We start from the raw sequence: 25,556 nt of genomic DNA on the forward strand, positions 1-25,556 counted from the left end.
GTCACTCCTCTACTATTGGAACACGTATATCGATACTTGTTCCTTTTCCTTTAAAACTAATAATTTTACATGTTCCACCCATACCATTCACTCGTTCACGAATATTTGACAAGCCATAACTCCCCACATGACTGTCTGTCGTATCAAACCCAACGCCGTCATCAATTACTCGCAATAATAACACGTGGTCGCGACGTTTTAAATAGACATCTAGTGACGTCGCCTTGGCGTGTCGTAGCGTATTTGATAGCAGTTCTTGTACAATACGAAACAGGTGATCTTCCATGCCGCTTTCTAGCGAAATATCTTCGACTTCCCACGTTAATTCGATATTGACTTTTGTTTGTAGCTCGATTAATAACTGCTGGATTCCTTTCTTTAACGTCTTTCCTTCTAAGGAAATAGGACGTAAATGGAGTAGTAGCGCTCGCATCTCCGATTGAGAATGATTGATAATATCTCCAACCATTTCAACCTGTTTTTGCAAACTATCCGTCGTTTCTTCTCGTTTAGCTTCTTCCAGCAAAGTTGCCATCATCATAGAGGCAGCAAAAAGCTGTTGGCTCACCGAATCATGCAGTTCACGAGCAATACGATGCCGTTCAGCTTGTAATATGAGTTCTTTTGATTCACCATCAACCATTTGGGGCTGACTGGAAATAACTTGTAAATCTTTTGACATCGTCGCCATCTTCTTGCGAATATCATCGATATAACTGTCAATTTCTTCCATGCCGTCTGTTTGAGCTAGCGTTTGAGTTCTTTTTAAAAACAAAGGACTATCATAATGATTTCGCGCTAATAATGCTAATTTCTCTTCTAGATTACCATACTGTGAACGTCTAAAAAAGTAAACAACGAGTGTGACCATTAAACTTACCACTAACGCAATCACCAAAATATAAATAAATAAAGGGATATGACTAATCTTAGCCGTAAAAAGTTCCTTTAGCCAACCTTTTTTACTTTGTGAGTAAAAATAAGAATATAGTGTTAAAAGTAAAATAATTTCTGTTAAAACAAATGTATAAAAGAATAACCACCAGCGATTCATCCGTGTCATCATATGCGAATCACCTCGATATCTCCAACTAGAGTACTCGTGACAATTTTTAAACGTCGAGTACTATGGTCATAATCATCACTAAATAGTTTGAGTGATTCATTTTTTAACGTATACGTTTGCTCATCAAAAATCACATTGCCATAGAGCGTGGAATGTTCAATCATTAGCCCAATTTCAATCGGTACTAAAACACGAGTTCTTCCTAATGCTTTACGTATCATGACAACATTATCAGCTTTAGGTAGCAACGTATTACCTAAGTCGATAATGGTATCTCCAGAAAACAGGGTAATGTTAATATCATCCCATTCATAGACTTCCGTACCAATTCGTTGATTACCAATCCAAGGGCGTTTAAAGCGACGACCATTTTTATCCTCTGGTTCGACTGTTTTAACAATTTTCATTTCTTTTCGTTGCCACGGAGAACGGTCAAAGGCATTTTGCATGGATAAACCGGTCACTTCGACTCCTTTTAATCCAATAAAAACAATCGCAAAAATCATCATTAGCCAAATTGCCGGACCAATTGTTAGCAGTGCTAACATTGTCATCAATAATCCGATGAGTAGTTGAAAACGATGAAAACTATTACGTGGCATTTTTTTGGACGCTATCGATATATTGATAAGACCAAAGATTAAAAATAGTAATTGCGGTGGATTTTGAATTAATTGATAAAGGCCTAATAAGGCTAAAAGACTTTCCACTATAAAAAATAGTTTCCAAGAGCTGCTCACAAGCATTCCTCCTTCATTTATTCTATTATACCTTTTTCTATTCTGACTACCAAGTTCACTTAAGATGGACATTACTCTCCGTCTTAAGTCTGAGAAAGATAAAAAAAGCGAAACAGTCATACTGTTTCGCCAGATGAATTAATCAATTTTTGTGATTTTGACATGCATGTCTCCACCAGGTGTATCAATCGTGACTTCTTCGTTTAACTTTCTTCCAATCAATGCTTTCGCAATAGGAGAATCATTTGAAATTTTCCCAGCCATTGGATCTGCTTCGGCACTTCCAACAATCGTATAAACTTCTTCTTCTCCGTCTGGTAATTCGATAAAGGTAATCGTTCGACCAATAGTTACTTCATTTTCGTCGGCACCATTATTATCAATAATCTCTGCAAAACGAATCATATTTTCTAGTGTTGTAATACGTCCTTCAACAAAAGCTTGCTCATCTTTAGCTGATTCATATTCAGAGTTCTCTGATAAATCTCCAAAACTTCTCGCGATTTTTATGCGTTCAACGATTTCTTTACGTTTTACTGTTTTTAATTCTTCTAATTCTTGTTCTAGCTTTGCCTTACCTTCTAAAGTCATTGGATATACTTTTTCTACCATAATGTCCAGTTAGCTCCTTTTTAACTTGTCTTAATAAATAAAAAGCGAAGAGCTTTTCTGAACACGTCGTCCAGAAAAGCTACTTCTTTACACCACACAGATTACCATGTTACCTAGCGTTTGTAAATAGCTAAGCTATCTAAAAATGAATTTTATTGTAAATTATCAATATATTGTTCTTTTAACTCTAAATGTTTCTCATATGTCTCAGCAAAATAAACTTTATGCGTCGTAATATCTGCTAAGAAATAATAATAATCATTTTCTAAAGGATTTAACACCGCATCGATGGCATCGGTACTTGGGTTGTTAAACGGTCCCGGACCAAACCCTTTATGAATATACAAGTTATATGGAGAATCTATTTCAGTATCTTTATTAGATAAATGCACTTTATGTTTATCCATCGCATACAAAATAGAAATATCCGATTGTAACGGCATGTCAGCAGCTATACGATTTAAAAAGACACCCGCAATATTTCGACGGTCTTCACTTTCGACCCCTTCTTTTTCCACTAGCGAAGCCAACGTCAGAACTTGTTGAACTGTTAAATCACTTTGATTAAACATCTCTTCTCGTTCAATATACACTTGATTCATTTGTTCGACCATCGCTTGAATAAGTGGTTTAACGCCCTTATCTTTATAGTAGTTATACGTTGCTGGGAACAAGTATCCCTCTAGTTTAAAACGAACATCTTGTGCTTCAGACGCACTTTGTAATAATTGAGGGTAGCTCGCTAAAAGTTCTTTAAAGAACGCTTCATCAGTAATTACATTTAAGATTTCGTCTTCTTTAAGTCCTGTCTTACTTGCGACTTCTTTTGCGATTTGATCAACGCTGTAACCCTCAGGTATCGTGATACGAGCATCTGCTAATGCTTCTGGCTCTTCAGTACCTCCTTGTTGCAGCATTTCTGAAATCTCATCAAGTGTCATGTTAGGGGCCATTTGATAATAACCACCTTTAAAGTCTGTAATATTTTCAGTTTTCACATAGTAAGTAAAAACTAAACCGCTTTTTATAATTTTCTGTTCTTCGAGAATATTTCCAATTCCTTTATTACTAGTACCTATTGGAATATTCACTTGCACCAAATGGTCATCTTTAGGATTTAAAGGTTTTAGCCCTGATTGCCAATATTTATAAATATATATTCCCAATACGGTTACGATTAAGACTAAGGATAAAATAACCACCGTTACAATCTTCCTTACTAGTCGATTCTCTTTTTCTCGAGCTTGTTCTCTGCGCATTATGGATCGCTCGCTTTCATTTTCTCTATATAATTTAACATTAGTTATATTTAATGTCATAGCTTTCCCTATTATACATGAAATAAAGCAAAACGAAAATCTTTTCTATAATATTCTTTCTTATTTTGTTTCAATAAGCGTACGGTCATCACCAAACCATTTTTTGCTAATCTCTTGCACTTTGCCTTTTTCTTTCAAACTCACAAAAGCTTTGTTAATATCTTCCACTAACCCTTTGTTTTTTGGATTCACGCCAACGGCATAATCTTCTTCTTCAAATTCACTTGGTAATATGTCATATAAATTTCCATCATCACTTTTACTAATGTAGTATTCTGCGTAGACACTATCAATAATAAACCCATCAACTTGTTTGTTTTTTAAATCTAAAAAAGCTTCAGTAAATGTCGGGTATCCTATAGGCTCTTCAGAAGTCGTATAGGATAATAATTTTTCAGGTTCTGCTAACAATGCCGCTTCTCCGCTTGATCCTTCTTGAGCCCCGACTTTTTTATTTTTAAAATCAGCGTAAGTCTTAATGCCACTATCTTTTAAAACAACAATGACTTGTTCATTTTTTAAGTACGGCATCGTAAAAGCAACTTTTTTCTCCCGTTCAGGCGTCACTGTATAACCGTTCCAAATCACATCTATTTTATTTGTTAACAGTTCGGTTTCTTTCATGCTCCAATCTACGGGTTGAATTTTTGTCTTCATCCCTAACTCTTTCCCGACTTCTTTCGCTAAATCAATATCAAATCCTACAATCTCATCGTTTTCATCACGGAATCCCATCGGAACAAACGTATCATCGACTCCTACTACCAATGTCTCTTTTTTCGTTGTTTTGCTTTCTTCTTTCTGACTGCCACACGCTGTTAATACCACTCCTGTCAATACAACAAAACTCACCATCGCTGTTTTCATTAATCTCTTTTTCATCATTTTTCCTCCTTAGTATTATTTATTAAAATCAAAAATTTGATGACAATATTCATTAGCAAAGGCAACATCATGCGTCACTATTATTTGCGTCATTCCTTGTTGCTGAATCAACTGCATAATCTGCCCTACCTGATTACGACTTTCAACATCTAACGCACTCGTCGGCTCGTCATAGCATAATACTTCTGGTGATAGCATTAACGCACGAGCAATAGCCACACGTTGTTTTTGTCCACCCGATAAAGAAGTAGGATACTGGGAGCTTTGTCCTTCAATCCCTAGCATCTCGAGCCACTCTTGCGCCTTAACTGCTGCTTGTTCGCGAGTCATTTGCTTTTTCTTGACTGGTACGAGCATTAGGTTTTCAATGACTGTTAAATGAGGGAAAAGCTGAAAATATTGAAAAACTAATCCTATCCGCTGAGCCGTTTCAGACTGATTCCCGTTTACCGACATCGTCCCACTATCAAAAGTCTCTAATCCACATAGACACCTTAAAAAGGTTGTTTTGCCACTACCTGATGGCCCCACAATTCCGTGAATTTCGCCTCTCTTTGCAAGAAAATCGATTTGATTAAAAATCATCTTCTCACCGAAAAGTTTCGATGCCCCTTTTACTTCTAAAATCACTTCCTGATTACTCATAAGTCATCTTCCCTTCAATATATCGAAATAGTAACGTAAAAATAAAGGTCATGCACAAATAGAAAAGACTCACACCGACAAAAGGAAGCATGCTAACTTCGCGCATGACAGCCGCTTTACCGACTTTCATAATATCAGCCAAACCAATCACATAGACAAGTGACGTATCTTTAATAAGCGTCATCACTTCATTCCCTATCGCTGATAAAGTCTTTTTAAAAACTTGTGGAATCGTTACATACAAGAGTGTTTCCCATTTGTTAAACCCTAATACAAAAGCCACTTCTCCTTGCCCAACCGGCACATCTGCAAATCCTCCTCTAAATATTTCAATAAAGTAAGCCGTATAGTTAATCGCAAATGCTATGAGAGCTGCTGGCAAGCGATTTACAATAACATCTGGAAACGCAAGCGGTAAGCCGAAAAAAACAATCATTAATTGTAACATTAACGGTGTTCCACGAATAACCCATACTAAGAAAGCTAATAGACGTTGTAACCATTTCGGACCCGTATAAGCAATATGTCCTAACAATAATCCTAATGGTAACGACACCACTAACGTCACGACAAAAACAAGTAGTGTAATCTGACTTCCTTTGATTAAACTTGGTAATACTCGCCATAATAATTCCATTTACATTCCTCCTAATCAATAAAAAAAGCCCCCTTAGTTCATATGAACTAAGAGGGCGACAAATAGACGCGGTTCCACCTCAAACACGTTACCACTTCACAGTGATAACCTCAGCAAGTCTCCAACAAGACCGTTTGCGATAACGTGCAACTGACGAACTTCCTTACTTTACTGTTTAAAAAATAGTTCAGGAAGATAGCTCCTAGATGTGTTCAACTACCGTTAATATCCTTTCTCACCAACCAAGGACTCTCTGATAATAAACTAATAATCTACTCGTTCTAGTCAAAGCTTTCTCATGTGTTTTTAATTTATAGAAATAATATCATGCGTTTTTTAGATTGTCAACACTTTTTATATGTTCAAATTCATTTATCGTTAGAGTGACCTCTGTCCCTTCATCTAAAATCGAGTGAATTGACACTTGATGATTTAATTTTTCACAAAGCTGCGCGACCATATACAAGCCCATTCCAGTTGCTTCCTTATGAGACCGACCTTGATATCCTGTGAAGAACGGACGAAAGACACGTGGTAAATCTTCTTTGCGGATACCGCTTCCAGAATCAGTGATTTTTAATTGTAGCGCCTGACCTCTACGCATCAAACTAAACGTAATATCAGTCCCAGTGCCAGCCGCATATTTAATACTATTGCCTATGATTTGATATAAAATAAAACGAAACCATTTGGCATCTGTTTCGATTAACGCGTCGTCTTTAAAAAGTATTTTAGGATAGACGCGATGTCGAATAAAATTTTGCTTATGGTCATCAATAGTGGCTAGAATCATCTCTCTCACTGAAACTTGCTCAATGATGAAGTCCTGTTCAAATGATTCCATTCGCGCAACGTTTAGCGCCATTTGTAATCCCTCTTGTAACTTATCAATCTCTTCTAACATACTCTCTCTTTCAACTGGTGTTTCTTCTAACATCAGTTTTAACACCGCAATCGGAGTCTTCATCTGATGAACCCATTGATTTATAAAGGTTAGATGTTCCTCTCTTGCATTACGCATCGTGGTCACTTCACGATAATAATGATCAAACTGATGATTTAACAACTCTACCACTTCTTGGGAAAGATCACTACTATCCGATGTTCGGTCATTTTTAAGACCAAAAACACGCTTCTTCTGAAACATTTGATACAAATGCTTTTGAGAAAAATATTGCCACACTAAAAAAATGATTAATAAAAACAAACCTAAAATAGCAGCATATATAAAGACCGATAGTCGATGAAAACCATCTAACCAAACAATCAAAGCGAACAAGAAAGCATAGCAAAGAAACAATAAAATATAACCAATATGATGTTTTAAAAAAAGTTTCATTTTATATATCCCCTAAATCAAGTCGGTAGCCTTTTCCACGTACGGTTATAATCGAATTGGGTAGACCGATATCATCAAATTTTTTTCTCAATCGTGTGATATTCACTGACAACGTATTGTCATCAACAAAATACTCGCTATCCCATAATTTAGTTAGTATCGCTTCCCGAGAAGCAATGTGCGGATAATTAGATAACAATAATTCAACGAGTTCGCCTTCTTTTTTAGTGAGTAATTCCTTTTGGTCATGAAACATTAACTCCAAACGCTCAGGATAATAAACAAGCTCACCTCGTTGAATTACTCGCTCATCTTGTCCAGGTGCATATTCACCATAGACACGTCTAATATGGCTTTTTATTTTGGCTAACAATAAATCATAGGAGAAAGGCTTGGTAATATAATCATCTGCTCCATATTCTAATGCCATGACTTGATCCATATGACTCTCACGTGCAGATAAAAATATAATCGGACATTTTGATTGTTGTCTTATTTTTCTCGTCCAATAATACCCATCAAAAAAAGGTAAGTTAACGTCCATTAAAATTAACTCTGGTTGTTCCTGTTCAAAAAAAGCCATCACATTTTGCAAATCTGAAGGCACAACGACCTCATACCCATATCGTGTTAAATGGTCTTCAACTAAGTTGACTAATTTTTGGTCATCTTCCACTAGCATTATTTTCATCTTTTCTCATCCTTCAAACTCTTTTCTATCATCATACGCCAAATCTTCTCAAAATAAAAGAAAAGCCAGAAAAATCATCCCATATCATCAATAAGTTGAATCATCATTAACGATTTATTTAAGAGAATGAATTCTGGCACTGATATTTTAACTATTTAGAGGTAATATTTCTTAGAGACAGTTAAGTCATCATTTAATTCATAAACTAAAGGTGAGCCCGTTGGAATCTCTAAGTTCAACACTTCTTCTTTACTTAAATTGTCTAAATATTTCACTAAAGAACGTAACGAATTACCATGCGCTGCAACTAAAACTGTTTTATCATCCAATAAAGCAGGCGCTATCGCATCGTCCCAAAAAGGTAGTGTCCGCTTAAGCGTTACTTCTAAACTTTCTGCTTGTGGTAATTGACGTTGGTCGACACTTGCATAACGTGGATCTTCTTTTAATTTATCATAATCTGCCCCTTCTAAAAGTGGCGGTAAAACATCGTAAGAACGACGCCATATATGAACTTGCTCATCTCCATACTTTTCAGCCGTTTCTGCTTTATTTAATCCTTGTAAAGCGCCATAATGACGTTCATTCAAACGCCATGATTTATACTCGGGGACAAATAATTGGTCCGTTTCTTCTAAAACAATATGGGCTGTCTTAATGGCTCGTTTTAACACGGAAGTATAAAGCACATCAAAGTGGATACCCGCTTCTTTAATCTTTCTTCCGGCTTCTTGCGCCTCTTTGACGCCTTGTTCACTTAAATCCACATCTTCCCAGCCTGTAAAACGATTAGCTAGATTCCATTCACTTTGGCCGTGTCGAATAAAAACTACTTTTTTCATGTTTATTCCACCTTTTCTAAATTCATTTCTTACTCTAGTTTAACGGCAATTAAAAAAAAATGCGAATAAAAAGAAAAGAGAATCTCATTCGTGAGATTCTCTTTATATAAGCCACCTGTCGGACTTGAACCGACGACCCCTACCTTACCATGGTAGTGCTCTACCAGCTGAGCTAAGGCGGCAAATTATCAATACAAATAATAGCATACCTAAAATAGTTGATAAAGTCAAGAGTCATTTATCATCATATTAAAAAGAGAGGTACCTTTTCAAAGGTACTCTCTCTTTAATCATAGCTACTCTTCGTTATTTAACAAAGCATCTTCTGCTGCCATTTTCGCTTCAATATCACTGATACTATAAACATTTTCACTAGCAACGCCCACTTCTTTTGGCTCCATATTACGGTATTTAGACATACCTGTACCGGCTGGAATAATCTTACCGATAATAACATTTTCTTTCAAGCCTAATAAGTGGTCTTGTTTTCCACGAATCGCCGCATCTGTTAAGACACGTGTCGTTTCTTGGAATGACGCAGCAGATAAGAAACTATTTGTTTCTAATGATGCTTTTGTAATTCCTAGTAAGACCGGACGAGCTGTTGCAGGTATGCCACCTGCGATTAATGTTTCATAGTTTTGATCTTTGAAATCAGAAATGTCAACTAATGTACCTGGTAACACATCGGTATCACCTGGATCCATGACACGAACTTTACGCAACATTTGACGGACCATTACTTCAACGTGTTTGTCACTGATTTCTACCCCTTGCATACGGTAAACTTTTTGCACTTCACGTAGCAAATAGTTACCAACAGATAACACATCACGAATTTGTAATAATTCTTTTGGTTCAATTGAACCTTCCATCAATGGTTCACCACGTTTAATGGTATCTCCTTCAGAGACTTTTAGACGGGCTGTATACGGAACTGTGTATGTACGTGTATCCGTCTTACCTTGAATCGTAATTTCTCGTGTACGTGTAGAAGCATCTTCACTAATTTCTGAAACAATCCCTGTCACTTCTGTTACGACAGCTTGACCTTTAGGATTACGTGCTTCAAAAATCTCTTGAATACGCGGTAGACCTTGTGTAATATCATCTCCGGCTACCCCACCCGTATGGAACGTACGCATTGTTAACTGTGTACCAGGTTCTCCGATAGATTGAGCCGCAATCGTTCCAACTGCTTCTCCAACTTCAACTTCTGAACCAGTGGCCATATTACGGCCATAACATGTTTTACATACACCATGTTTAGTGTTACATGTGAAGACCGAGCGAATCGTCACTGTTTCAATACCAGCTTCGATAATCGCTTTCGTCTTATCTTCATCTAGCATGTCGCCTTTTTTAGCAATAATTTCTCCTGTTTCAGGATGAATGACTGATTTATGAGCATAACGACCTAAAAGACGTTCTTCTAATGTTTCAATAATTTCATTACCTTCACGAATTGCAGAAATTTCTAACCCACGATCTGTACCACAGTCGATTTCACGGATGATGACATCTTGCGCAACATCAACTAAACGACGTGTTAAGTAACCTGAATCCGCTGTTTTCAAGGCCGTATCGGTCATCCCTTTACGAGCACCATGCGTTGAGATAAACATTTCTAAGACAGTTAAACCTTCACGGAAGTTAGAGGTAATCGGTAACTCCATGATACGTCCGCTTGGCGCTGCCATCAATCCACGCATACCGGCTAACTGAGTAAAGTTGGAAATGTTACCACGAGCTCCTGAATCACTCATCATGAAGATAGGGTTCTTCGCATCTAATGTTTCCATTAGCTTCACTTGGATTTCATCTTTGACTTTATTCCAAACTCCAATAACGCGCTCATAACGTTCGTCATCGGTAATTAAACCACGACGGAATTGTTTGGTAATATTCTCTACTTGTTGATGTGCTTCTTCAAGCATCGCTTGTTTTTCATGCAAGACACTGATATCCGCAGCTCCAACAGTAATACCAGCAAGTGTTGAATGACGATAACCTAAGTCTTTCATACGGTCAAGCATACGAGATGTCTCAGTAATTTTAAAACGCTTGAAGACTTCTGCAATAATATTACCTAAATGTTTTTTCTTGAATGGTAAGACTAATTCTTGCGCTTCAATCGCAGCCTTAATATCTGTTCCTGGTTCTACAAAATACTTGTTAGGTGTTTCCACCACTAAGTTGTAGTCAGTCGGTTCATTTAAGTAAGGGAATTCTGGCGGCATAATTTCATTAAAGATGACTTTACCAACGGTTGTTAATAAAATACGCTCTTTTTGCCACTCTGTAAATGGTTTTTCCGGCATAGAAGATGTTTGTAATCCAATACGTGTATGAAGATGAACGTAGCCATTTTTCCAAGCTAGAACTGCTTCATTCAAGTCACGGAAGACCATTCCCTCGCCTTCTTGTCCTTCTTCTTCCATGGTTAAGTAATAGTTACCTAAAACCATATCTTGGGAAGGTGTTACAACAGGTTTTCCATCTTTAGGGTTCAAGATATTTTGAGCCGCTAACATTAATAGACGTGCTTCGGCCTGTGCTTCCTCATTTAAAGGAACGTGAACCGCCATTTGGTCCCCGTCAAAGTCAGCATTATAAGCTTCACATACAAGTGGATGTAGACGAATCGCACGACCCTCAACTAATACAGGTTCAAAGGCTTGAATACCTAATCTATGAAGAGTAGGGGCGCGGTTAAGAAGAACTGGATGTTCACGAATAATGTCTTCTAAAACATCCCATACGTCGTCTTCTTGGCGTTCGATTTTGCGTTTCGCATTTTTAATATTGCTTGCTAATTCACGTTGAACTAATTCACGCATCACGAAGGGCTTGAATAATTCAATTGCCATTTCTTTAGGTAAACCACATTGATACATTTTCAAGTTTGGTCCAACAACAATAACGGAACGACCTGAGTAGTCAACACGTTTACCAAGTAAGTTTTGACGGAAACGACCTTGTTTCCCTTTTAGCATATGTGAAAGAGATTTTAATGGACGGTTACCTGGTCCTGTAACAGGACGGCCACGACGACCATTATCGATTAACGCGTCAACCGCTTCTTGGAGCATACGTTTTTCGTTTTGAACGATGATATTTGGCGCCATTAAATCTAATAAACGTTTTAAACGATTATTACGGTTAATCACACGACGATATAAATCGTTCAAGTCACTTGCCGCGAAACGACCACCTTCTAATTGAACCATTGGACGTAAATCAGGTGGGATGACAGGAATAACATCCATGACCATCCACGCTGGTTTATTACCAGATGTACGGAAGGCTTCCAAAATATCTAAACGGCGAATAGCACGTGTTCGTTTTTGACCAGAAGCTGTTTTTAACTCTTCTTTTAACTCGGCCACTTCTTTATCTAAATCAACGTCATCTAAAAGACGCTTGATAGCTTCGGCCCCCATACCAGCTTGGAAAGATTGTCCGTAATGTTCACGTTTTTCACGATATTCACGCTCAGTCAATAATTGCTTTTTCTCCAAAGCAGTATCACCAGGATCAGTGACAACGTAAGAAGCAAAATAAATAACTTCTTCTAATGCGCGAGGACTCATATCTAGAATTAAGCCCATACGACTTGGAATTCCTTTGAAATACCAGATATGTGAAACAGGTGCTGCTAATTCAATATGTGCCATTCTCTCACGACGCACTTTTGAACGGGTTACTTCAACACCACAACGGTCACAAACGATTCCTTTATAACGAATTCGTTTGTATTTTCCACAGGCACATTCCCAGTCCTTGCTAGGACCGAAAATGCGCTCACAGAATAAACCATCACGTTCTGGTTTTAATGTTCTATAGTTAATTGTTTCAGGTTTTTTTACTTCACCGTAAGACCAGCTTCTAATTTTTTCTGGAGAAGCTAAACCAATTTGCATACTTTCGAATTTATTTACATCGATCAAAAGGTGTTCCCTCCATTTCATTCTTTAACAACAGGTTGTGACTGATAGGTAACTAGTCTTTTTTCTCTGCTTGTTTGGCAGCTTGCTCTTGTGCATATTTTGTTAGGGCATCTACGCTAATCAGATCATCTTCGTCATCCATGTCACGTAACTCAATCTCTTGTTCATCCGCATCTAAAACGCGCATGTCTAATCCTAATGATTGTAACTCTTTTACTAACACACGGAAAGATTCTGGAACACCTGGTTTTGGAATTGGTTCCCCTTTTACAATCGCTTCGTACGTTCTCACACGTCCCACGACGTCATCAGATTTGTACGTTAAGATTTCTTGCAAGGTGTATGCTGCACCATATGCTTCTAATGCCCAAACTTCCATCTCACCAAAACGTTGTCCACCGAATTGTGCCTTACCACCTAATGGCTGTTGTGTTACCAATGAGTATGGTCCAGTTGAACGGGCGTGAAGTTTGTCATCAACCATGTGCGCTAATTTCAACATGTACATCACACCAACTGAAATACGGTTATCAAACGGTTCACCCGTTCTACCGTCATAAAGAATGGTTTTCGCATCTGACGCCATACCTGCTTCTTTAACTGTTTCCCAAACATCTTCTTCCGTCGCACCATCGAAAACTGGTGTAGCAACGTGAATACCTAATTGACGAGCAGCCATACCTAAGTGTAACTCCAGTACTTGCCCGATATTCATACGAGACGGTACCCCTAATGGGTTTAACATGATATCAACGGGCGTTCCATCTGGTAAGAACGGCATGTCTTCCTCAGGCATAATGCGAGAAACGACCCCTTTGTTACCGTGACGTCCCGCCATTTTATCTCCTTCATGAATCTTACGTTTTTGTACAATATACACACGTACTAACATGTTTACACCTGGTGATAATTCATCGCCAGCTTCACGTGTAAAGATTTTCACGTCATGAACGATACCGCCGCCACCATGTGGCACACGTAATGATGTATCACGTACTTCGCGTGCTTTTTCACCGAAAATCGCATGTAATAAACGTTCTTCAGCGGATAACTCTGTTACCCCTTTTGGTGTCACTTTACCTACTAAAATGTCACCATCACGTACTTCAGCACCAATGCGGATAATTCCCATTTCATCGAGGTTTTTCAACGCATCTTCCCCAACGTTTGGAATTTCGCGTGTAATTTCTTCAGGTCCTAGTTTCGTGTCACGGGCTTCTGATTCGTACTCTTCAATATGGATAGAAGTATACACATCATCTTTAACTAGACGACGACTCATGATAATCGCATCTTCATAGTTATAACCTTCCCATGTCATGAACGCGACTAACACGTTTTGACCTAACGCCATTTCTCCTTGTTCCATAGATGGTCCGTCAGCTAAGACATCGCTTGCTTCTACTTTTTCACCTAATGTGACAATCGGACGTTGGTTATAGCTCATACCAGCATTTGAACGTTGGAATTTCGCTACGTTATATTTATCAAGTGTACCATTTGAACGACGAACACGGATTTCATTTGCATCCACATATTCAACCACACCGTCATGTTTACAAATTAAAGCAGAACCTGAGTCATGAGCGGCTTTATATTCCATACCTGTTCCTACTAAAGGTGAACGAGGTTGAACAAGTGGCACAGCTTGACGCTGCATGTTCGCTCCCATTAACGCACGGTTGGAGTCATCGTTTTCTAAGAAAGGAATACAAGCTGTCGCAACCGCTACTACCTGTTTAGGTGAGACGTCCATGTAATCGACTTTTTCAGTTGAAACTTCTAAGTTATCACTTTGGATACGAGCCATTACAACATCGTTCACAAACGTACCGTCTTCATTTAATAGTGAGTTCGCTTGCGCTACCATGTAGTGGTCTTCTTCGTCGGCTGTTAAATAGTCGATATGTTCTGTAACACGGCCAGTCTTACGGTCGACACGACGATAAGGGGTTTCGATAAAGCCATATTTATTAATCTTCGCATAACTTGATAAGCTGTTGATTAACCCAATGTTTGGTCCCTCAGGCGTTTCAATCGGACACATACGTCCATAGTGAGAATAGTGAACGTCACGTACTTCATACCCTGCTCGGTCTCGTGTTAAACCACCAGGCCCTAAGGCAGAAAGACGACGTTTATGTGTCAACTCACCTAATGGGTTTGTTTGGTCCATGAATTGTGATAGCTGAGAAGAACCGAAGAATTCTTTAATAGATGCAACGACTGGACGAATATTAATCAATTGTTGTGGTGTCAACGTGTCTGTATCTTGAATCGACATTCTTTCACGTACAACTCTTTCCATACGAGCTAAGCCGATACGGAATTGATTTTGTAATAATTCACCTACAGAACGAATACGACGGTTTCCTAAGTGGTCGATATCATCTGTATAGCCAATCCCTTCTTGTAAGTTTAAGAAGTAACTAATGGAAGAAATAATATCAGCTGGTGTAATAGTTTTTACATCATCTGTAATTTGTCCATTTCCGATAACATTGACGATCCGATCCGGATCTTTAGGTGATACAACTTTAATGACTTGAATCGTCATTGGATCTGTAATAGCACCATCTTCTGATGGATAGTAAGTCACGTTGTTTAAACCATTTTCTAAATGAGGCATTAACTCATTTAGCACATCATGTGTCATTTCAGTTCCCTTTTCGACTAAAATTTCACCTGTTTCAGGATCTACTAATGTCTCACCTAAAATTTGATTTAACAAGCGTGTTTTTAAATGTAATTTTTTGTTTACTTTATAACGACCAACTGCCGCTAAATCATAACGTTTTGGATCGAAGAAACGTGTGTATAACAAGCTTCTTGAACTGTCTGCAGTTTTAGGTTCTCCTGGACGTAGACGTTCATAAATATCCTTCAAGCCTTCTTCTGTTCGAGAGTCAGAAGCATTTTTATGAATATCTTTTTCTAATGTTAGACGTAAACTTTCATTTTCACCTAACATTTCTATAATCGTGTCATCTGAGCCAAAGCCTAACGCACGCACTAAAACAGTGAATGGAATTTTTCTCGTACGGTCGATACGCACGTAAGAAATATCTTTTGCGTCTGTTTCTAATTCTAACCAAGCACCTCTGTTAGGAATGACGGTTGTTCCAAAACTCTCACGACCATTTTTATCAATCTTACTATTGTAATAAACACCTGGTGAACGAACCAACTGAGAAACGATAACACGTTCCGCTCCGTTGATAATGAACGTTCCCATTTCTGTCATTAGGGGAAAATCACCGAAGAAAACATCTTGTGATTTAATCTCACCTGTAACTTTATTATCTAATCTTAGAGTGACATGTATAGGAGCTGAGTAGTTTGCATCATGTGCACGTGCTTCTTCCACAGTATACTTTGGTTCTTTCAATTCGTACCCTACAAATTCTAACGACAGTTTATCGTTAAAATCTTTAATAGGTAAAATGTCTTCAAACATCTCTCTTAATCCCTCTTCTAAGAACCACTTATAAGAGTTTGTTTGAATTTCAATTAAGTTCGGTAACTCTAACACTTCACTGATACGTGCGAAACTTCTTCTTTCGCGATGTTTTCCGTATTTGACAATATGTCCAGCCAAGCTCTTCACTCCTCTAAAATTTTCTACCCGTGCTTTATATTACGTTTATGTTACAAATGTTAAGTTCAGTTAACATTTGCACAGTGCCTAGTTTTTAAGGCAAAAAAAAGACAAAAATAGAATTTTCTCTTAAATTTTGAGTTTCTATTTTTGCTTTCTATTTAAAAACGCCGAATGGACAATATTTCACTCAGGTTTTATCTGTTTATAAGCTCGGTTTTGCAACTATTAATTCTAATCTTTTTTTATACGAATGTCAAGCCTTTTTTAAGATAATGACAAACCAGGTTTAGCATTTAAGTCTAGCGTGCCCAATTGTTGCTTTTTCCATGCAATATATCCTGCTGCACCAATCATCGCAGCATTATCGCCACATAATCTTAATGGCGGAAAAATAACCGGGACTTCTGGATATTCCTGAGCCATTTTTTCGGTCATAGCAGCTCGCAATCCTCGATTGGCTGCAACGCCTCCAGCTACAATTAATTGTTTGGCTTGATAATCACCACATGCCCGAACGGTTTTATCGACTAAAACATCGATCACACTTTGCTGAAAACTTGCAGCTAAGTCAGCATGATTCAATACTTCTTCACGCTGCTGAGCGTTGTGATAGAGATTGATAAATGAACTCTTTAATCCACTAAAACTAAAATCATAGTGTTCTTCATGTATCATAGCACGCGGAAAGTTAAAAACATCTTCCCCTTCTTGCGCTAAATCATCTATTTCTTTTCCACTTGGATAGTTTAAGCCCATCACACGTCCTACCTTATCATAAGCTTCGCCCGCGGCATCATCCCGTGTTTCTCCTATCAACTCAAACACACCATCTTCAGGCATGAGCACGAGTTCAGTATGTCCACCACTAACTAATAACGCAACAAGTGGAAACTCAAGCGGTTGGACAAAGCGAGCCGCATAGATGTGCCCAGCCATATGATTGACAGGTATGAGCGGTAACTCATGGGCGAACGCAAAGGCTTTCGCTGCACTCACACCGATTAACAATGCTCCAACTAATCCCGGACCTTCTGTTACCGCCACCGCTGTTAAGTCTTCTGGTGTAACCTGTGCTGTTTCAAGAGCTTCTTCTAAACATAATGTAATTTGTTCCACGTGATGACGGCTAGCGACTTCAGGAACGACACCACCAAAGCGCTGATGGCTTAACACTTGTGATGCCACAATGTTGGATAAAATTTCATTCCCATTAGCAATCACAGCGACACTTGTTTCATCACAGCTACTTTCTACTGATAATATCAACGTGCGCGGATTCACTTCTTCTTTTGATTCTTGTTTCATGTTTTCACCTTATTCAATTTAATTTCCATTATCTCACCATCTTCAGTCGGATGAGCATAGTATTGTTTTCGTGTACCAATAACATTAAAACCAACTTTTTGATACAGGTGTTTAGCTGACCAGTTCGTAACACGTACCTCTAAAAACATGCGACTGACCTCAACACTTTGACAAAAGTCCAAGCTATATTTAAATAAAGTTTGTGCCACTTTCTGCCCCCGATAACTAGGAAGAACCGCAATGTTCATTACTTCTGCTTCATCCGCTAGCACGTGTATATTCAAAAAACCTATTACTTGTTGTTGATCGTAAGCAAGCCATAAATGACTGTATGGGAGCGACCATTCTTGTTCAAACTGGGAAACATTCCAAGGCGAGCCATGCGGATATGCTTGCTCACTCAGTTCTAAGAGTTTTTCACTTAATAATGGATGCGAAGTAACTTTTAAATCTATTTTTTGGTACATCATCATAATTCTTCCAATCTTTTTTCCATAAATACCGCGTCTTCACCGTCTACATAATAACGATTTTTAATGGAACGGGATTCAAAACCAAAGCGACGGTACAGTCGTTTAGCGTTAAGGTTGCTTTTACGCACTTCTAAAGTAAGTGTGTCACACTGATACTCTACCGCCTTTTTTATTATCATGGATAGCATGAGCGAGCCGATTCCAATATTTTGAAAATCAGGCAAAATCGCAACATTCGTAATATGCCCATTTTTCTCTTCAAAACGAACGCCAAAAAAACCAATAGGTGTCTCTTGAAAACGGAATAATTGATAGTAAGTCGGATGAATTCCATTTAACTCCGATAAAAATACTGTTCTACCCCATGGAGCTACACCTTCATATACCGCTTTTTGAATCTTTATCAAATGCTTTATATCGGTATAGGTTACGTCTTTTATTTCCAGTCCTTTGAGTTGATTAAACTGTAACTGTTGTGCTGCTATTTGATAATCCTTCTTTGCCAATATACGTATCATTTGTTTAAATTTTCTTAACATAATTATCAATCTGTTCCTCATGTGTTTCTAGCCATTTTTCTTCTGCTTCAACACGCTTTAAATAGGTCGGTACAAACTGATGAACATCCTTAACTTTAGACTCATTGATAGCGACTCGCGCCATACTCGCAGCTGAAAGAACATTATCAGAAAACTCATATGTAACGTCGTCATTTTGATAAGCGTTTCTAATGGTATCGGCAAATAAGCTAACGTCCTCGCCTATAAAGATAATCGGTGTCTCACACGCTATTAGTTCTTTCAACCAGCTCGACAGCCCAACATGTCTATCTTCTAAAACCGTTGTTAACTCACCATCAACCCAACGGTACGCACCACTATAAACGTTTTCACGTCGCGCGTTGATTAATGGAACGATTAAACTATCAGACTTAGGCATGGTATTAGCTGCTATCGCTTTTAAACTTGATACCGCAACTAGCTCACAGTTTAGTGTCCACGCTAATGTTTTAGCCGTCGTCACTCCTATTCTTAAACCTGTATAGGAACCTGGCCCTTTAGACACTACAATCCGCTCAATTTCATGAGGTTTCATGCCTATTTCTTTCATCAACCATTCCACAGCAGGCATTAAACGTGCGCTATGTGTTTTCTTAATAGTGGAACGATATTCAGCTAACAGTTTAACCTCTTCTAGAATTGCTACTGAAAAAGATTGATTGGCAGTGTCAATTGCTAAAATTTTCATCATTTACTCCCCATTCTCCGTGCATAATTCTGCTATATTGTAGCATACTTTAATGAAACTAAAAAGAGAGGGGCCTTATGCCATGCTACCTAAAAGTCTGACTTTTTAGGTGTCACTGCATGCAAGCCACTCTCTTTTTACAAAGATTTCAATTTTTAAAGTAAGGTACTCACTGATTCACGTATCATAAGTTTTGGAGCAAACATTGTTTTTTTGGTAATAGTTTTTTCTTGAGTCATCAGTGCGAGTAACTCTTCCACACTTTGTTCCCCCATCCATTCTGTCGGTACTTGAATGGTAGTTAAAGCAGGCGAAAGATACTTAGCCACACTAATATCATTAAACCCTATGATGCTCATATCCATCGGTACCGAAATATTAGCTTCTTCGAGTGCTTTTAACGTCCCTATCGCCATAGCATCGCTTGTTATAAATAGTGCACTTGGTTTGCTAGCTGTTTGTTTTAACCATTCTTTGATGACTTGATAGCCACCATCAACCGTAAAATCTGCGACTAACTCAACCACATCAATCGCGTGTTCTTGTTGACTTTGCCAACGATGAAAAGCTTGCAACCGGCTATCCGCGATGATTTCTTGATTATCTTTCGTTTTTTCCTGACCAGATAAAATCCCAATTGAGTAATGCCCATTCGCAACTAAATAATCAAGTGCTTGTATTACCCCGAATTCAAAATCAACGACCAACGAATGTTCTTGATAGGACATGCTATCAAAATCAACAAAAAGTTTTGGTAAGGCGATGCGTTGGATAATCGCCATCTCTCGTTTTGAAAACTTGCCTAGAGCGATTATACCGTCAGCCGTCATATTCTCAATAGGAAAATCCGATAGTTGACACACGGACAATTGAACCCCAAGCATTTTCGCTTTTCTTTCAATCCCCATTCGAATCGAGAGATAGTAGAGATCTTCCAGCTCTTCTTGCTGATTGTACCACTGTATTAATAAAATTTCGGGCATTTTTTTAAGCGTCTTTTTTTGATGTTTAGTGTAATTGAGTTCCTCTGCCACTTCAAAAATACGTTGCTTCGTTTCATCACTGACTGATAGCGTCTTATCATAATTTAACACACGTGAAACTGTAGCTGGCGAGACTTGCGCTTGCTTTGCTATATCTTTAATAGTCGCCATCTTCCCACCACTTTCTACAATTTATCAATAAATCGCTTGAATCCAGCTTGTCCTTCTGCTGTTTGTTTATAGACACCAGCATCTTCAAGAACGCGTTCAAACTTTTTGCCTACTTCTTTTTGGATAATTTCCGTAACGTTTTCTTTCGTTACGTTATAAGTTCCTTTCATTTCACGCGCCCAATCTCGATGAATCTCTGCAACGTCAGTTGTTTCGCCAAGTAGATATGCCTCTACCTCACTTAATTCTTGTTTTAAACGCGGAGGTAAGATAGCTAAGCCCATAACTTCAATCAGCCCTATATTCTCTTGCTTAATATGTTGTACATCACGGTGTGGATGAAAAATCCCTTCTGGATGCTCTTCCGACGTATTGTTGTCACGTAAAACTAAATCAAGTTCATACTGATTATCACGCATTCTTGCAATCGGGGTGACCGTATGATGACGCGTACCGTCTTCTGAAAAAGCACGAATTCCTAAATCTAAATCATCATGATTTTCCCATTGCTTCATAATGTAGGTAGCTGCTTTAACCAAATCTGTTTGACTTGCACTTTGTAAGCGAATAACAGACATCGGCCAATTCACTACTGCAGCGCTCACTTTAGGGAATAGGATTAATGGGAACGTCCAAGCATTTTCAGCTTTAGCCATTGGAAATGTATGACGTCCGCCTTGGTAATGATCGTGCGCCAAAATCGAGCCACCTACAATAGGCAAGTCAGCATTTGAGCCGACAAAATAATGAGGGAAAACCTCGACAATTTTCAATAGTCGTGCCACCGTTTTCTCTGAAATCGTCATCGGACGGTGTTCTTCTGACAAGAAAATGCAATGTTCATTATAATAAGCATAAGGAGAATACTGCATTCCCCAACTCTCACCGTCTAAATTCAAACGTAAAATACGATGATTTGTACGTGCCGGATAATCAACATCTCCTTCGTACCCTTCATTTTCCATACACAACATACACGTCGGGTAGGCGCGTTTCGCTTGACGTTGTTCCGCGACAATCGACTTCGCATTTTTTTCAGGTTTAGACAGATTAATCGTAATTTCTAAAGTCCCATAGCGGCTAGGATAATCAAAAACAATGTTTTTTTGAATGGCTTTAGTTTTAATATATTGATTTACCTGACTCAGCTCATAAAAATAATCAGTTGCCACTTTAGGATCATCATTATACTGCTGTGCAAACAAGGCGTTTAGTACAGAAGGCGGTGGTGTTAATAAATCACCTAATCGCCCCTCCAACATTTCCCGTTCATACGCGATATCATTAATTGTTTGCTGTTCTAACGCTACTTCAACTAATTGAGAAACGAGCGTATCGATATCCGCATTGACAGTCGTCTCACCGCTATTTTTTTCCAGCTCTTTCACTCCAACAAGCGCCATAGTACGGTTAGTTAAATAAACACGGTCCATTTCCATCCAACCACCATACTTAATCGCATAAGATACAAATTCATAGATTAATTGACTGGTTTTCATACTTATGCCTCATACCCTTTAGGATGCCCTTGATGCCATTGCCAAGCAGATGAAAAAATCGTTTCAACATTTGTATGCGGCGCTTCCCATCCTAATATTTTTTGTGCTTTTTCCGGTGATGCAATCAAACTATCTGGGTCGCCTGCACGTCTTGGACCGACTTCAGCTGGAATAACTTCACCCGTAATTGCACGTGCTGCTTCCACCATTTCTTTAACCGAAAACCCTTGACTGCTCCCTAGATTAAAGACATCACTTTGACCTCCGTCAAATAAATAATTAATAGCTAAAATGTGAGCCTGACATAAATCGACAACGTGAACGTAATCTCTAATATTAGTACCATCAGGCGTGTCATAGTCATCCCCATATATCATTAATTTTTCGCGTTGACCAAGAGCGGTTTGTAAAATAATCGGAACTAAATGCGTTTCAGGTGTGTGATCTTCACCAATAGTGCCATCTAGTTTTGCTCCGGCAACATTGAAATAACGCAAAGCGACATATTTAATTCCATACGCCTCATCACACCACTTCAACATCTTCTCCATCATCAACTTACTCTCACCATATGGACTTTCTGGGTTGGTTGGTGTTGTTTCTTTGATAGGAGATTCTTTAGTTTTTCCATAGGTCGCAGCTGTTGATGAAAAGACGATATTTTTAACATCAAACTCATTCATCACTTCTAATAAAACCTGTGTACCTTGAACATTATTATTAAAATACATTAGTGGGTCTTTCATTGATTCTGGTACAATTGAACTTGCTGCAAAGTGAATCACACCTCTAATACTTTCCTTTTCAAATACAGAAGTTAAAAATACCTTATCACGAATATCTCCTTGATAAAATCTTGCTTGTGGATGAACAGCTTGGCGATGACCTGTTAACAAATTGTCAACAACAGCCACGTCGTATCCTTGTCCAATCAATAAATCGACAGCGTGGGATCCGATATAACCGGCTCCTCCTAGTACTAAAATAGTCATTGTCTTTCCTCCATTTTTAACTTAGTCGTTTCGCTCCGTCACCAATTTTAGCTTGATAAAAACTTGCTTCATAGCCTATCTCTTTTTGATACTGACGACCAACGTTTTCTACAAACTGATTATAAGTGTTTTCTGGCACAATCGCAATGGCACAGCCACCAAATCCTGCTCCCGTCATCCTTGCACCGATTACCCCTGGTTGCGCTTGAGCTGCAGCGACTATCGTGTCTAGCTCTTTTCCGGTTACTTCATAATCCTCTTTTAAAGAACGATGAGAATCATTCAGTAATCGTCCAAATGTTAATAGATCGTTTTCTTTGAGAGCTGCCGTCGCCTCTAAGGTACGTTGATTTTCACTAACAGCGTGACGAGCTCGTTTAAGTAAGTTAGGCTGTTCTTGTAACAGAGGAGTTAATTGATGAAACGCTTCATTATCCAATGCGCCTAAACTGTCAACAGCTTTTTCCTTTTGTAAAATAGCAAGTGCCGCTTCACACTCACCGCGACGCTCATTATATTTTGAATCCGCTAATTCACGACGTTTATTAGTATTCATAATCGCGATAACATAGCCATCTAGATGAACAGGTACTTTTTCATACTCTAGTGTTTGGCAATCAAGTAATAAGGCATGATCTTTCTCCCCCATACCAATCGCAAATTGATCCATGATACCAGAGTTAACACCGATAAACTCGTTCTCCACTTTTTTACCAAGTAAAACGAGGTCTAACATCTCAATAGATAAGTTAAACAAATCGCGGACGATAACACCTGTCAGCAATTCAATAGATGCCGACGAACTTAACCCAGCGCCATTAGGGATATTCCCGTAAAAATAGATGTCCATTCCTACAGGTATGCGATAATTTTTTTCTATAATATAACGAATCATTCCCTTTGGATAATTGGCCCAATTATCATCGGCTTTATAATCTAAATCATCTAAAGAAAAAGTTAACACACCGGTTTCTGGTATATTCTCAGAATATACATGAATTTCTTGGTCGTCTCGTCGACGCGCCACGCCATAAGTTCCCATAGTCAAAGAAGCAGGAAAAACATTCCCGCCATTATAATCCGTGTGTTCACCAATTAAATTAATCCGACCAGGTGAAAAAAAGACGCCTTCAGGTTCTTGTTGAAAAACTTTTTGAAACTGTTGCTTGATGTGATTTTCCATTTTAGTAAACCTCCTAGTAAATATTTAGTAAATTTATTATAATAGATTATTACTTTGATATCAAGTATTTATAAAACGATTTCATAAACAATAAAAAAAAGAAGGAGCCATGCTCCTTCTAAATGACGTGCTTATTCAATTTCAGATAACTTCTCAGCTGCTGCATCATCTAGGATAACTGTCACGTTATCATGTTTTTGTAAGGCACTTGCTGGGCAGTCTTCTGTTATTTCGCCTTCAATCATTCCTTTAATAGCGTCTGCTTTCGCTTCACCATAGGCAATTAAAATAATTTCTTTCGCTTTTAAAATAGAACCAATCCCCATAGAGTAGGCTTGAGTTGGCACATCTTCTGCTGAAGCAAAGAAGCGTTTGTTCGACTCAATTGTAGACTCCACTAAGTCGACCTTACGTGTTTCACTATCAAAAGGCGTTCCTGGTTCGTTAAAGCCAATATGACCATTTGTACCAATCCCTAAGACTTGGATGTCGATTGGATTGTCCGCTAAAATTTGATTGTAACGTGCACATTCAGCGTCGGCGTCTTCTGCTACACCGTTAGGCACATACGTTTCTTTAAATGGCTTAGCGTTATATAAATGTTCATTCATAAAATAACGATAGCTTTGCTCATCTTCTCCATCTAACCCTACGTATTCATCTAAGTTAACACCAATCATATCAGAAAAGTCAACATCACTGTTCACCATTGCTTCATACATCGTAATAGGTGTACTACCTGTTGCTAACCCTAAAACTTTAACGTCACGTTCTTCCATACCCTCTCGGATTAATTCAAACGCTTTTTTACCACCTTCAACTTGATTTTCTACATGAATTAATTTCATTTAGCTTATCTCCTGTCTTTTTTGGTATAGTCCAATTATAAATTACTTTTAAACATTTGACAAGATATCTCTGATTTTTTATCAAAAGAAATTAACTTCTAAACAAACCAAACGCAACCGTTTGACCTTGATCGCACGAAGTAAACCCACATGCCTCATAGAAATTCCTGACATCAGGGGCTTCCTCTGTTAACAAAACTAATTGACGCACATCAGAATAACGCGATAAAATAGCTTTCATTAATTCCCTGCCAATCCCTTGCTTTTGAAAATCTGGGTGCACTAATAAATCTTGGATATACACGATCGTTAACCCATCTCCTACGACACGTATTAATCCTACTAGACGGTCATCTTGCCAGGCCGTCACAACGTGTAACGAATGACTTATTGCCCGTTGCAAAGTTGGCATATCTCTTGTATAAGCCGACCAACCCACCGCTTCATATAATTCCTGTAACTCTTTTTCTTCAAGCACCTTCGTAACTTTAAGCATCATTTTTTCCTCCACACTTTTTCTCTATTTT

The 25,556-nt window shown here is 38.4% G+C and carries 22 protein-coding genes, 1 tRNA gene and 1 other annotated feature; all 23 genes read right to left on the reverse strand.

The features are described from left to right. Position 1 precedes the first annotated feature (1 nt). Positions 2-1,066 (reverse strand): sensor histidine kinase, encoded by a 1,065-nt coding sequence (locus M2919_RS02675; protein WP_126761751.1) that lies wholly within the window; start codon positions 1,064-1,066, stop codon positions 2-4. Beyond that, positions 1,063-1,806 carry a cell wall-active antibiotics response protein LiaF gene (liaF, locus tag M2919_RS02680; protein ID WP_246616558.1) on the reverse strand — a complete coding sequence of 248 codons (744 nt, stop codon included), beginning with the start codon at positions 1,804-1,806 and terminating at the stop codon, positions 1,063-1,065. Before liaF ends, M2919_RS02675 begins: the two co-directional genes overlap by 4 nt. Before the next feature lie 138 nt (positions 1,807-1,944). Next, entirely contained in the window at positions 1,945-2,418 is a 474-nt protein-coding gene (gene greA / locus M2919_RS02685) for a transcription elongation factor GreA (protein ID WP_126761755.1), read from the reverse strand. Positions 2,419-2,570: 152 nt separating this feature from the next. Continuing rightward, positions 2,571-3,677 carry an endolytic transglycosylase MltG gene (mltG, locus tag M2919_RS02690; RefSeq protein WP_248849150.1) on the reverse strand — a complete coding sequence of 369 codons (1,107 nt, stop codon included), beginning with the start codon at positions 3,675-3,677 and terminating at the stop codon, positions 2,571-2,573. A gap of 120 nt (positions 3,678-3,797) precedes the next feature. Further along, positions 3,798-4,619: an amino acid ABC transporter substrate-binding protein gene (locus M2919_RS02695; protein ID WP_248849152.1), complete on the reverse strand. Its 822-nt coding sequence runs from the start codon at positions 4,617-4,619 to the stop codon at positions 3,798-3,800. An 18-nt stretch (positions 4,620-4,637) separates the two neighbouring features. Further along, positions 4,638-5,249, reverse strand: coding sequence for an amino acid ABC transporter ATP-binding protein (locus M2919_RS02700; protein ID WP_248849464.1), 612 nt, complete (start codon positions 5,247-5,249; stop codon positions 4,638-4,640). Positions 5,250-5,259: 10 nt separating this feature from the next. Continuing rightward, complete coding sequence (locus M2919_RS02705) at positions 5,260-5,904, reverse strand: amino acid ABC transporter permease (RefSeq protein WP_248849154.1); 645 nt, start codon at positions 5,902-5,904, stop codon at positions 5,260-5,262. A gap of 48 nt (positions 5,905-5,952) precedes the next feature. Further along, positions 5,953-6,202, reverse strand: a binding site (T-box leader). 27 nt (positions 6,203-6,229) lie between these two features. Beyond that, the gene (locus tag M2919_RS02710; RefSeq protein WP_202584892.1) at positions 6,230-7,243 is read right to left on the reverse strand and encodes a sensor histidine kinase; all 1,014 of its coding nucleotides are present in this window, start codon (positions 7,241-7,243) and stop codon (positions 6,230-6,232) included. Position 7,244: 1 nt separating this feature from the next. Further along, complete coding sequence (locus M2919_RS02715; protein WP_023605370.1) at positions 7,245-7,934, reverse strand: response regulator transcription factor; 690 nt, start codon at positions 7,932-7,934, stop codon at positions 7,245-7,247. Positions 7,935-8,089: 155 nt separating this feature from the next. After that, a complete protein-coding gene (gene gpmA / locus M2919_RS02720; RefSeq protein WP_023605371.1) occupies positions 8,090-8,776 on the reverse strand; it encodes a 2,3-diphosphoglycerate-dependent phosphoglycerate mutase in 687 nt (228 codons plus the stop codon). 109 nt (positions 8,777-8,885) lie between these two features. Further along, positions 8,886-8,958 (reverse strand) — tRNA-Thr (locus M2919_RS02725). 114 nt (positions 8,959-9,072) lie between these two features. Next, positions 9,073-12,726: a DNA-directed RNA polymerase subunit beta' gene (gene rpoC, locus M2919_RS02730; protein ID WP_283163022.1), complete on the reverse strand. Its 3,654-nt coding sequence runs from the start codon at positions 12,724-12,726 to the stop codon at positions 9,073-9,075. Between the two features lie 52 nt (positions 12,727-12,778). Further along, positions 12,779-16,324, reverse strand: a complete 3,546-nt coding sequence (rpoB, locus tag M2919_RS02735) for a DNA-directed RNA polymerase subunit beta (protein WP_168413984.1) — start codon at positions 16,322-16,324, stop codon at positions 12,779-12,781. A 267-nt stretch (positions 16,325-16,591) separates the two neighbouring features. Next, positions 16,592-17,632, reverse strand: coding sequence for a tRNA (adenosine(37)-N6)-threonylcarbamoyltransferase complex transferase subunit TsaD (tsaD, locus tag M2919_RS02740; protein ID WP_023605374.1), 1,041 nt, complete (start codon positions 17,630-17,632; stop codon positions 16,592-16,594). Further along, positions 17,629-18,102: a ribosomal protein S18-alanine N-acetyltransferase gene (gene rimI / locus M2919_RS02745; RefSeq protein WP_170167744.1), complete on the reverse strand. Its 474-nt coding sequence runs from the start codon at positions 18,100-18,102 to the stop codon at positions 17,629-17,631. Before rimI (M2919_RS02745) ends, tsaD begins: the two co-directional genes overlap by 4 nt. Continuing rightward, the gene (rimI, locus tag M2919_RS02750) at positions 18,102-18,644 is read right to left on the reverse strand and encodes a ribosomal protein S18-alanine N-acetyltransferase (protein WP_248849159.1); all 543 of its coding nucleotides are present in this window, start codon (positions 18,642-18,644) and stop codon (positions 18,102-18,104) included. Before rimI (M2919_RS02750) ends, rimI (M2919_RS02745) begins: the two co-directional genes overlap by 1 nt. Continuing rightward, positions 18,628-19,356 (reverse strand): tRNA (adenosine(37)-N6)-threonylcarbamoyltransferase complex dimerization subunit type 1 TsaB, encoded by a 729-nt coding sequence (gene tsaB, locus M2919_RS02755; RefSeq protein ID WP_338065017.1) that lies wholly within the window; start codon positions 19,354-19,356, stop codon positions 18,628-18,630. Before tsaB ends, rimI (M2919_RS02750) begins: the two co-directional genes overlap by 17 nt. A 152-nt stretch (positions 19,357-19,508) precedes the next feature. Next, positions 19,509-20,507, reverse strand: a complete 999-nt coding sequence (locus M2919_RS02760) for a LacI family DNA-binding transcriptional regulator (protein ID WP_248849161.1) — start codon at positions 20,505-20,507, stop codon at positions 19,509-19,511. Positions 20,508-20,521: 14 nt separating this feature from the next. Then, on the reverse strand, positions 20,522-22,006 hold the full coding sequence (gene galT / locus M2919_RS02765) for a UDP-glucose--hexose-1-phosphate uridylyltransferase (protein ID WP_248849164.1): 1,485 nt from the start codon (positions 22,004-22,006) through the stop codon (positions 20,522-20,524). A 2-nt stretch (positions 22,007-22,008) separates the two neighbouring features. After that, positions 22,009-22,998, reverse strand: a complete 990-nt coding sequence (gene galE, locus M2919_RS02770; protein WP_248849166.1) for a UDP-glucose 4-epimerase GalE — start codon at positions 22,996-22,998, stop codon at positions 22,009-22,011. Positions 22,999-23,014: 16 nt separating this feature from the next. Further along, the gene (locus M2919_RS02775) at positions 23,015-24,181 is read right to left on the reverse strand and encodes a galactokinase (protein WP_248849167.1); all 1,167 of its coding nucleotides are present in this window, start codon (positions 24,179-24,181) and stop codon (positions 23,015-23,017) included. A gap of 131 nt (positions 24,182-24,312) precedes the next feature. Then, entirely contained in the window at positions 24,313-25,029 is a 717-nt protein-coding gene (locus M2919_RS02780; RefSeq protein ID WP_126761787.1) for a glucosamine-6-phosphate deaminase, read from the reverse strand. A 91-nt stretch (positions 25,030-25,120) separates the two neighbouring features. Next, a complete protein-coding gene (locus M2919_RS02785; protein WP_248849466.1) occupies positions 25,121-25,525 on the reverse strand; it encodes a GNAT family N-acetyltransferase in 405 nt (134 codons plus the stop codon). Positions 25,526-25,556: the final 31 nt, after the last annotated feature.

It is taken from the genome of Vagococcus lutrae (genome assembly GCF_023299185.1).
Taxonomy (GTDB): domain Bacteria; phylum Bacillota; class Bacilli; order Lactobacillales; family Vagococcaceae; genus Vagococcus_A; species Vagococcus_A lutrae.

Excerpts from the sequence above, each read along its gene's own strand:
- rimI (WP_170167744.1), bottom strand. The coding sequence starts at position 18,102 with ATGATGTACCAAAAAATAGATTTAAAAGTTACTTCGCATCCATTATTA.
- tsaD (WP_023605374.1), bottom strand. The coding sequence starts at position 17,632 with ATGAAACAAGAATCAAAAGAAGAAGTGAATCCGCGCACGTTGATATTA.
- mltG (WP_248849150.1), bottom strand. The coding sequence starts at position 3,677 with ATGCGCAGAGAACAAGCTCGAGAAAAAGAGAATCGACTAGTAAGGAAG.
- M2919_RS02715 (WP_023605370.1), bottom strand. The coding sequence starts at position 7,934 with ATGAAAATAATGCTAGTGGAAGATGACCAAAAATTAGTCAACTTAGTT.
- M2919_RS02780 (WP_126761787.1), bottom strand. The coding sequence starts at position 25,029 with ATGAAATTAATTCATGTAGAAAATCAAGTTGAAGGTGGTAAAAAAGCG.
- M2919_RS02710 (WP_202584892.1), bottom strand. The coding sequence starts at position 7,243 with ATGAAACTTTTTTTAAAACATCATATTGGTTATATTTTATTGTTTCTT.
- galT (WP_248849164.1), bottom strand. The coding sequence starts at position 22,006 with ATGAAAACCAGTCAATTAATCTATGAATTTGTATCTTATGCGATTAAG.
- M2919_RS02775 (WP_248849167.1), bottom strand. The coding sequence starts at position 24,181 with ATGGAAAATCACATCAAGCAACAGTTTCAAAAAGTTTTTCAACAAGAA.
- M2919_RS02760 (WP_248849161.1), bottom strand. The coding sequence starts at position 20,507 with ATGGCGACTATTAAAGATATAGCAAAGCAAGCGCAAGTCTCGCCAGCT.
- rimI (WP_248849159.1), bottom strand. The coding sequence starts at position 18,644 with ATGTTAAGAAAATTTAAACAAATGATACGTATATTGGCAAAGAAGGAT.
- gpmA (WP_023605371.1), bottom strand. The coding sequence starts at position 8,776 with ATGAAAAAAGTAGTTTTTATTCGACACGGCCAAAGTGAATGGAATCTA.
- M2919_RS02705 (WP_248849154.1), bottom strand. The coding sequence starts at position 5,904 with ATGGAATTATTATGGCGAGTATTACCAAGTTTAATCAAAGGAAGTCAG.
- galE (WP_248849166.1), bottom strand. The coding sequence starts at position 22,998 with ATGACTATTTTAGTACTAGGAGGAGCCGGTTATATCGGATCCCACGCT.
- M2919_RS02695 (WP_248849152.1), bottom strand. The coding sequence starts at position 4,619 with ATGAAAAAGAGATTAATGAAAACAGCGATGGTGAGTTTTGTTGTATTG.
- tsaB (WP_338065017.1), bottom strand. The coding sequence starts at position 19,356 with ATGATGAAAATTTTAGCAATTGACACTGCCAATCAATCTTTTTCAGTA.
- greA (WP_126761755.1), bottom strand. The coding sequence starts at position 2,418 with ATGGTAGAAAAAGTATATCCAATGACTTTAGAAGGTAAGGCAAAGCTA.
- M2919_RS02785 (WP_248849466.1), bottom strand. The coding sequence starts at position 25,525 with ATGCTTAAAGTTACGAAGGTGCTTGAAGAAAAAGAGTTACAGGAATTA.
- M2919_RS02675 (WP_126761751.1), bottom strand. The coding sequence starts at position 1,066 with ATGATGACACGGATGAATCGCTGGTGGTTATTCTTTTATACATTTGTT.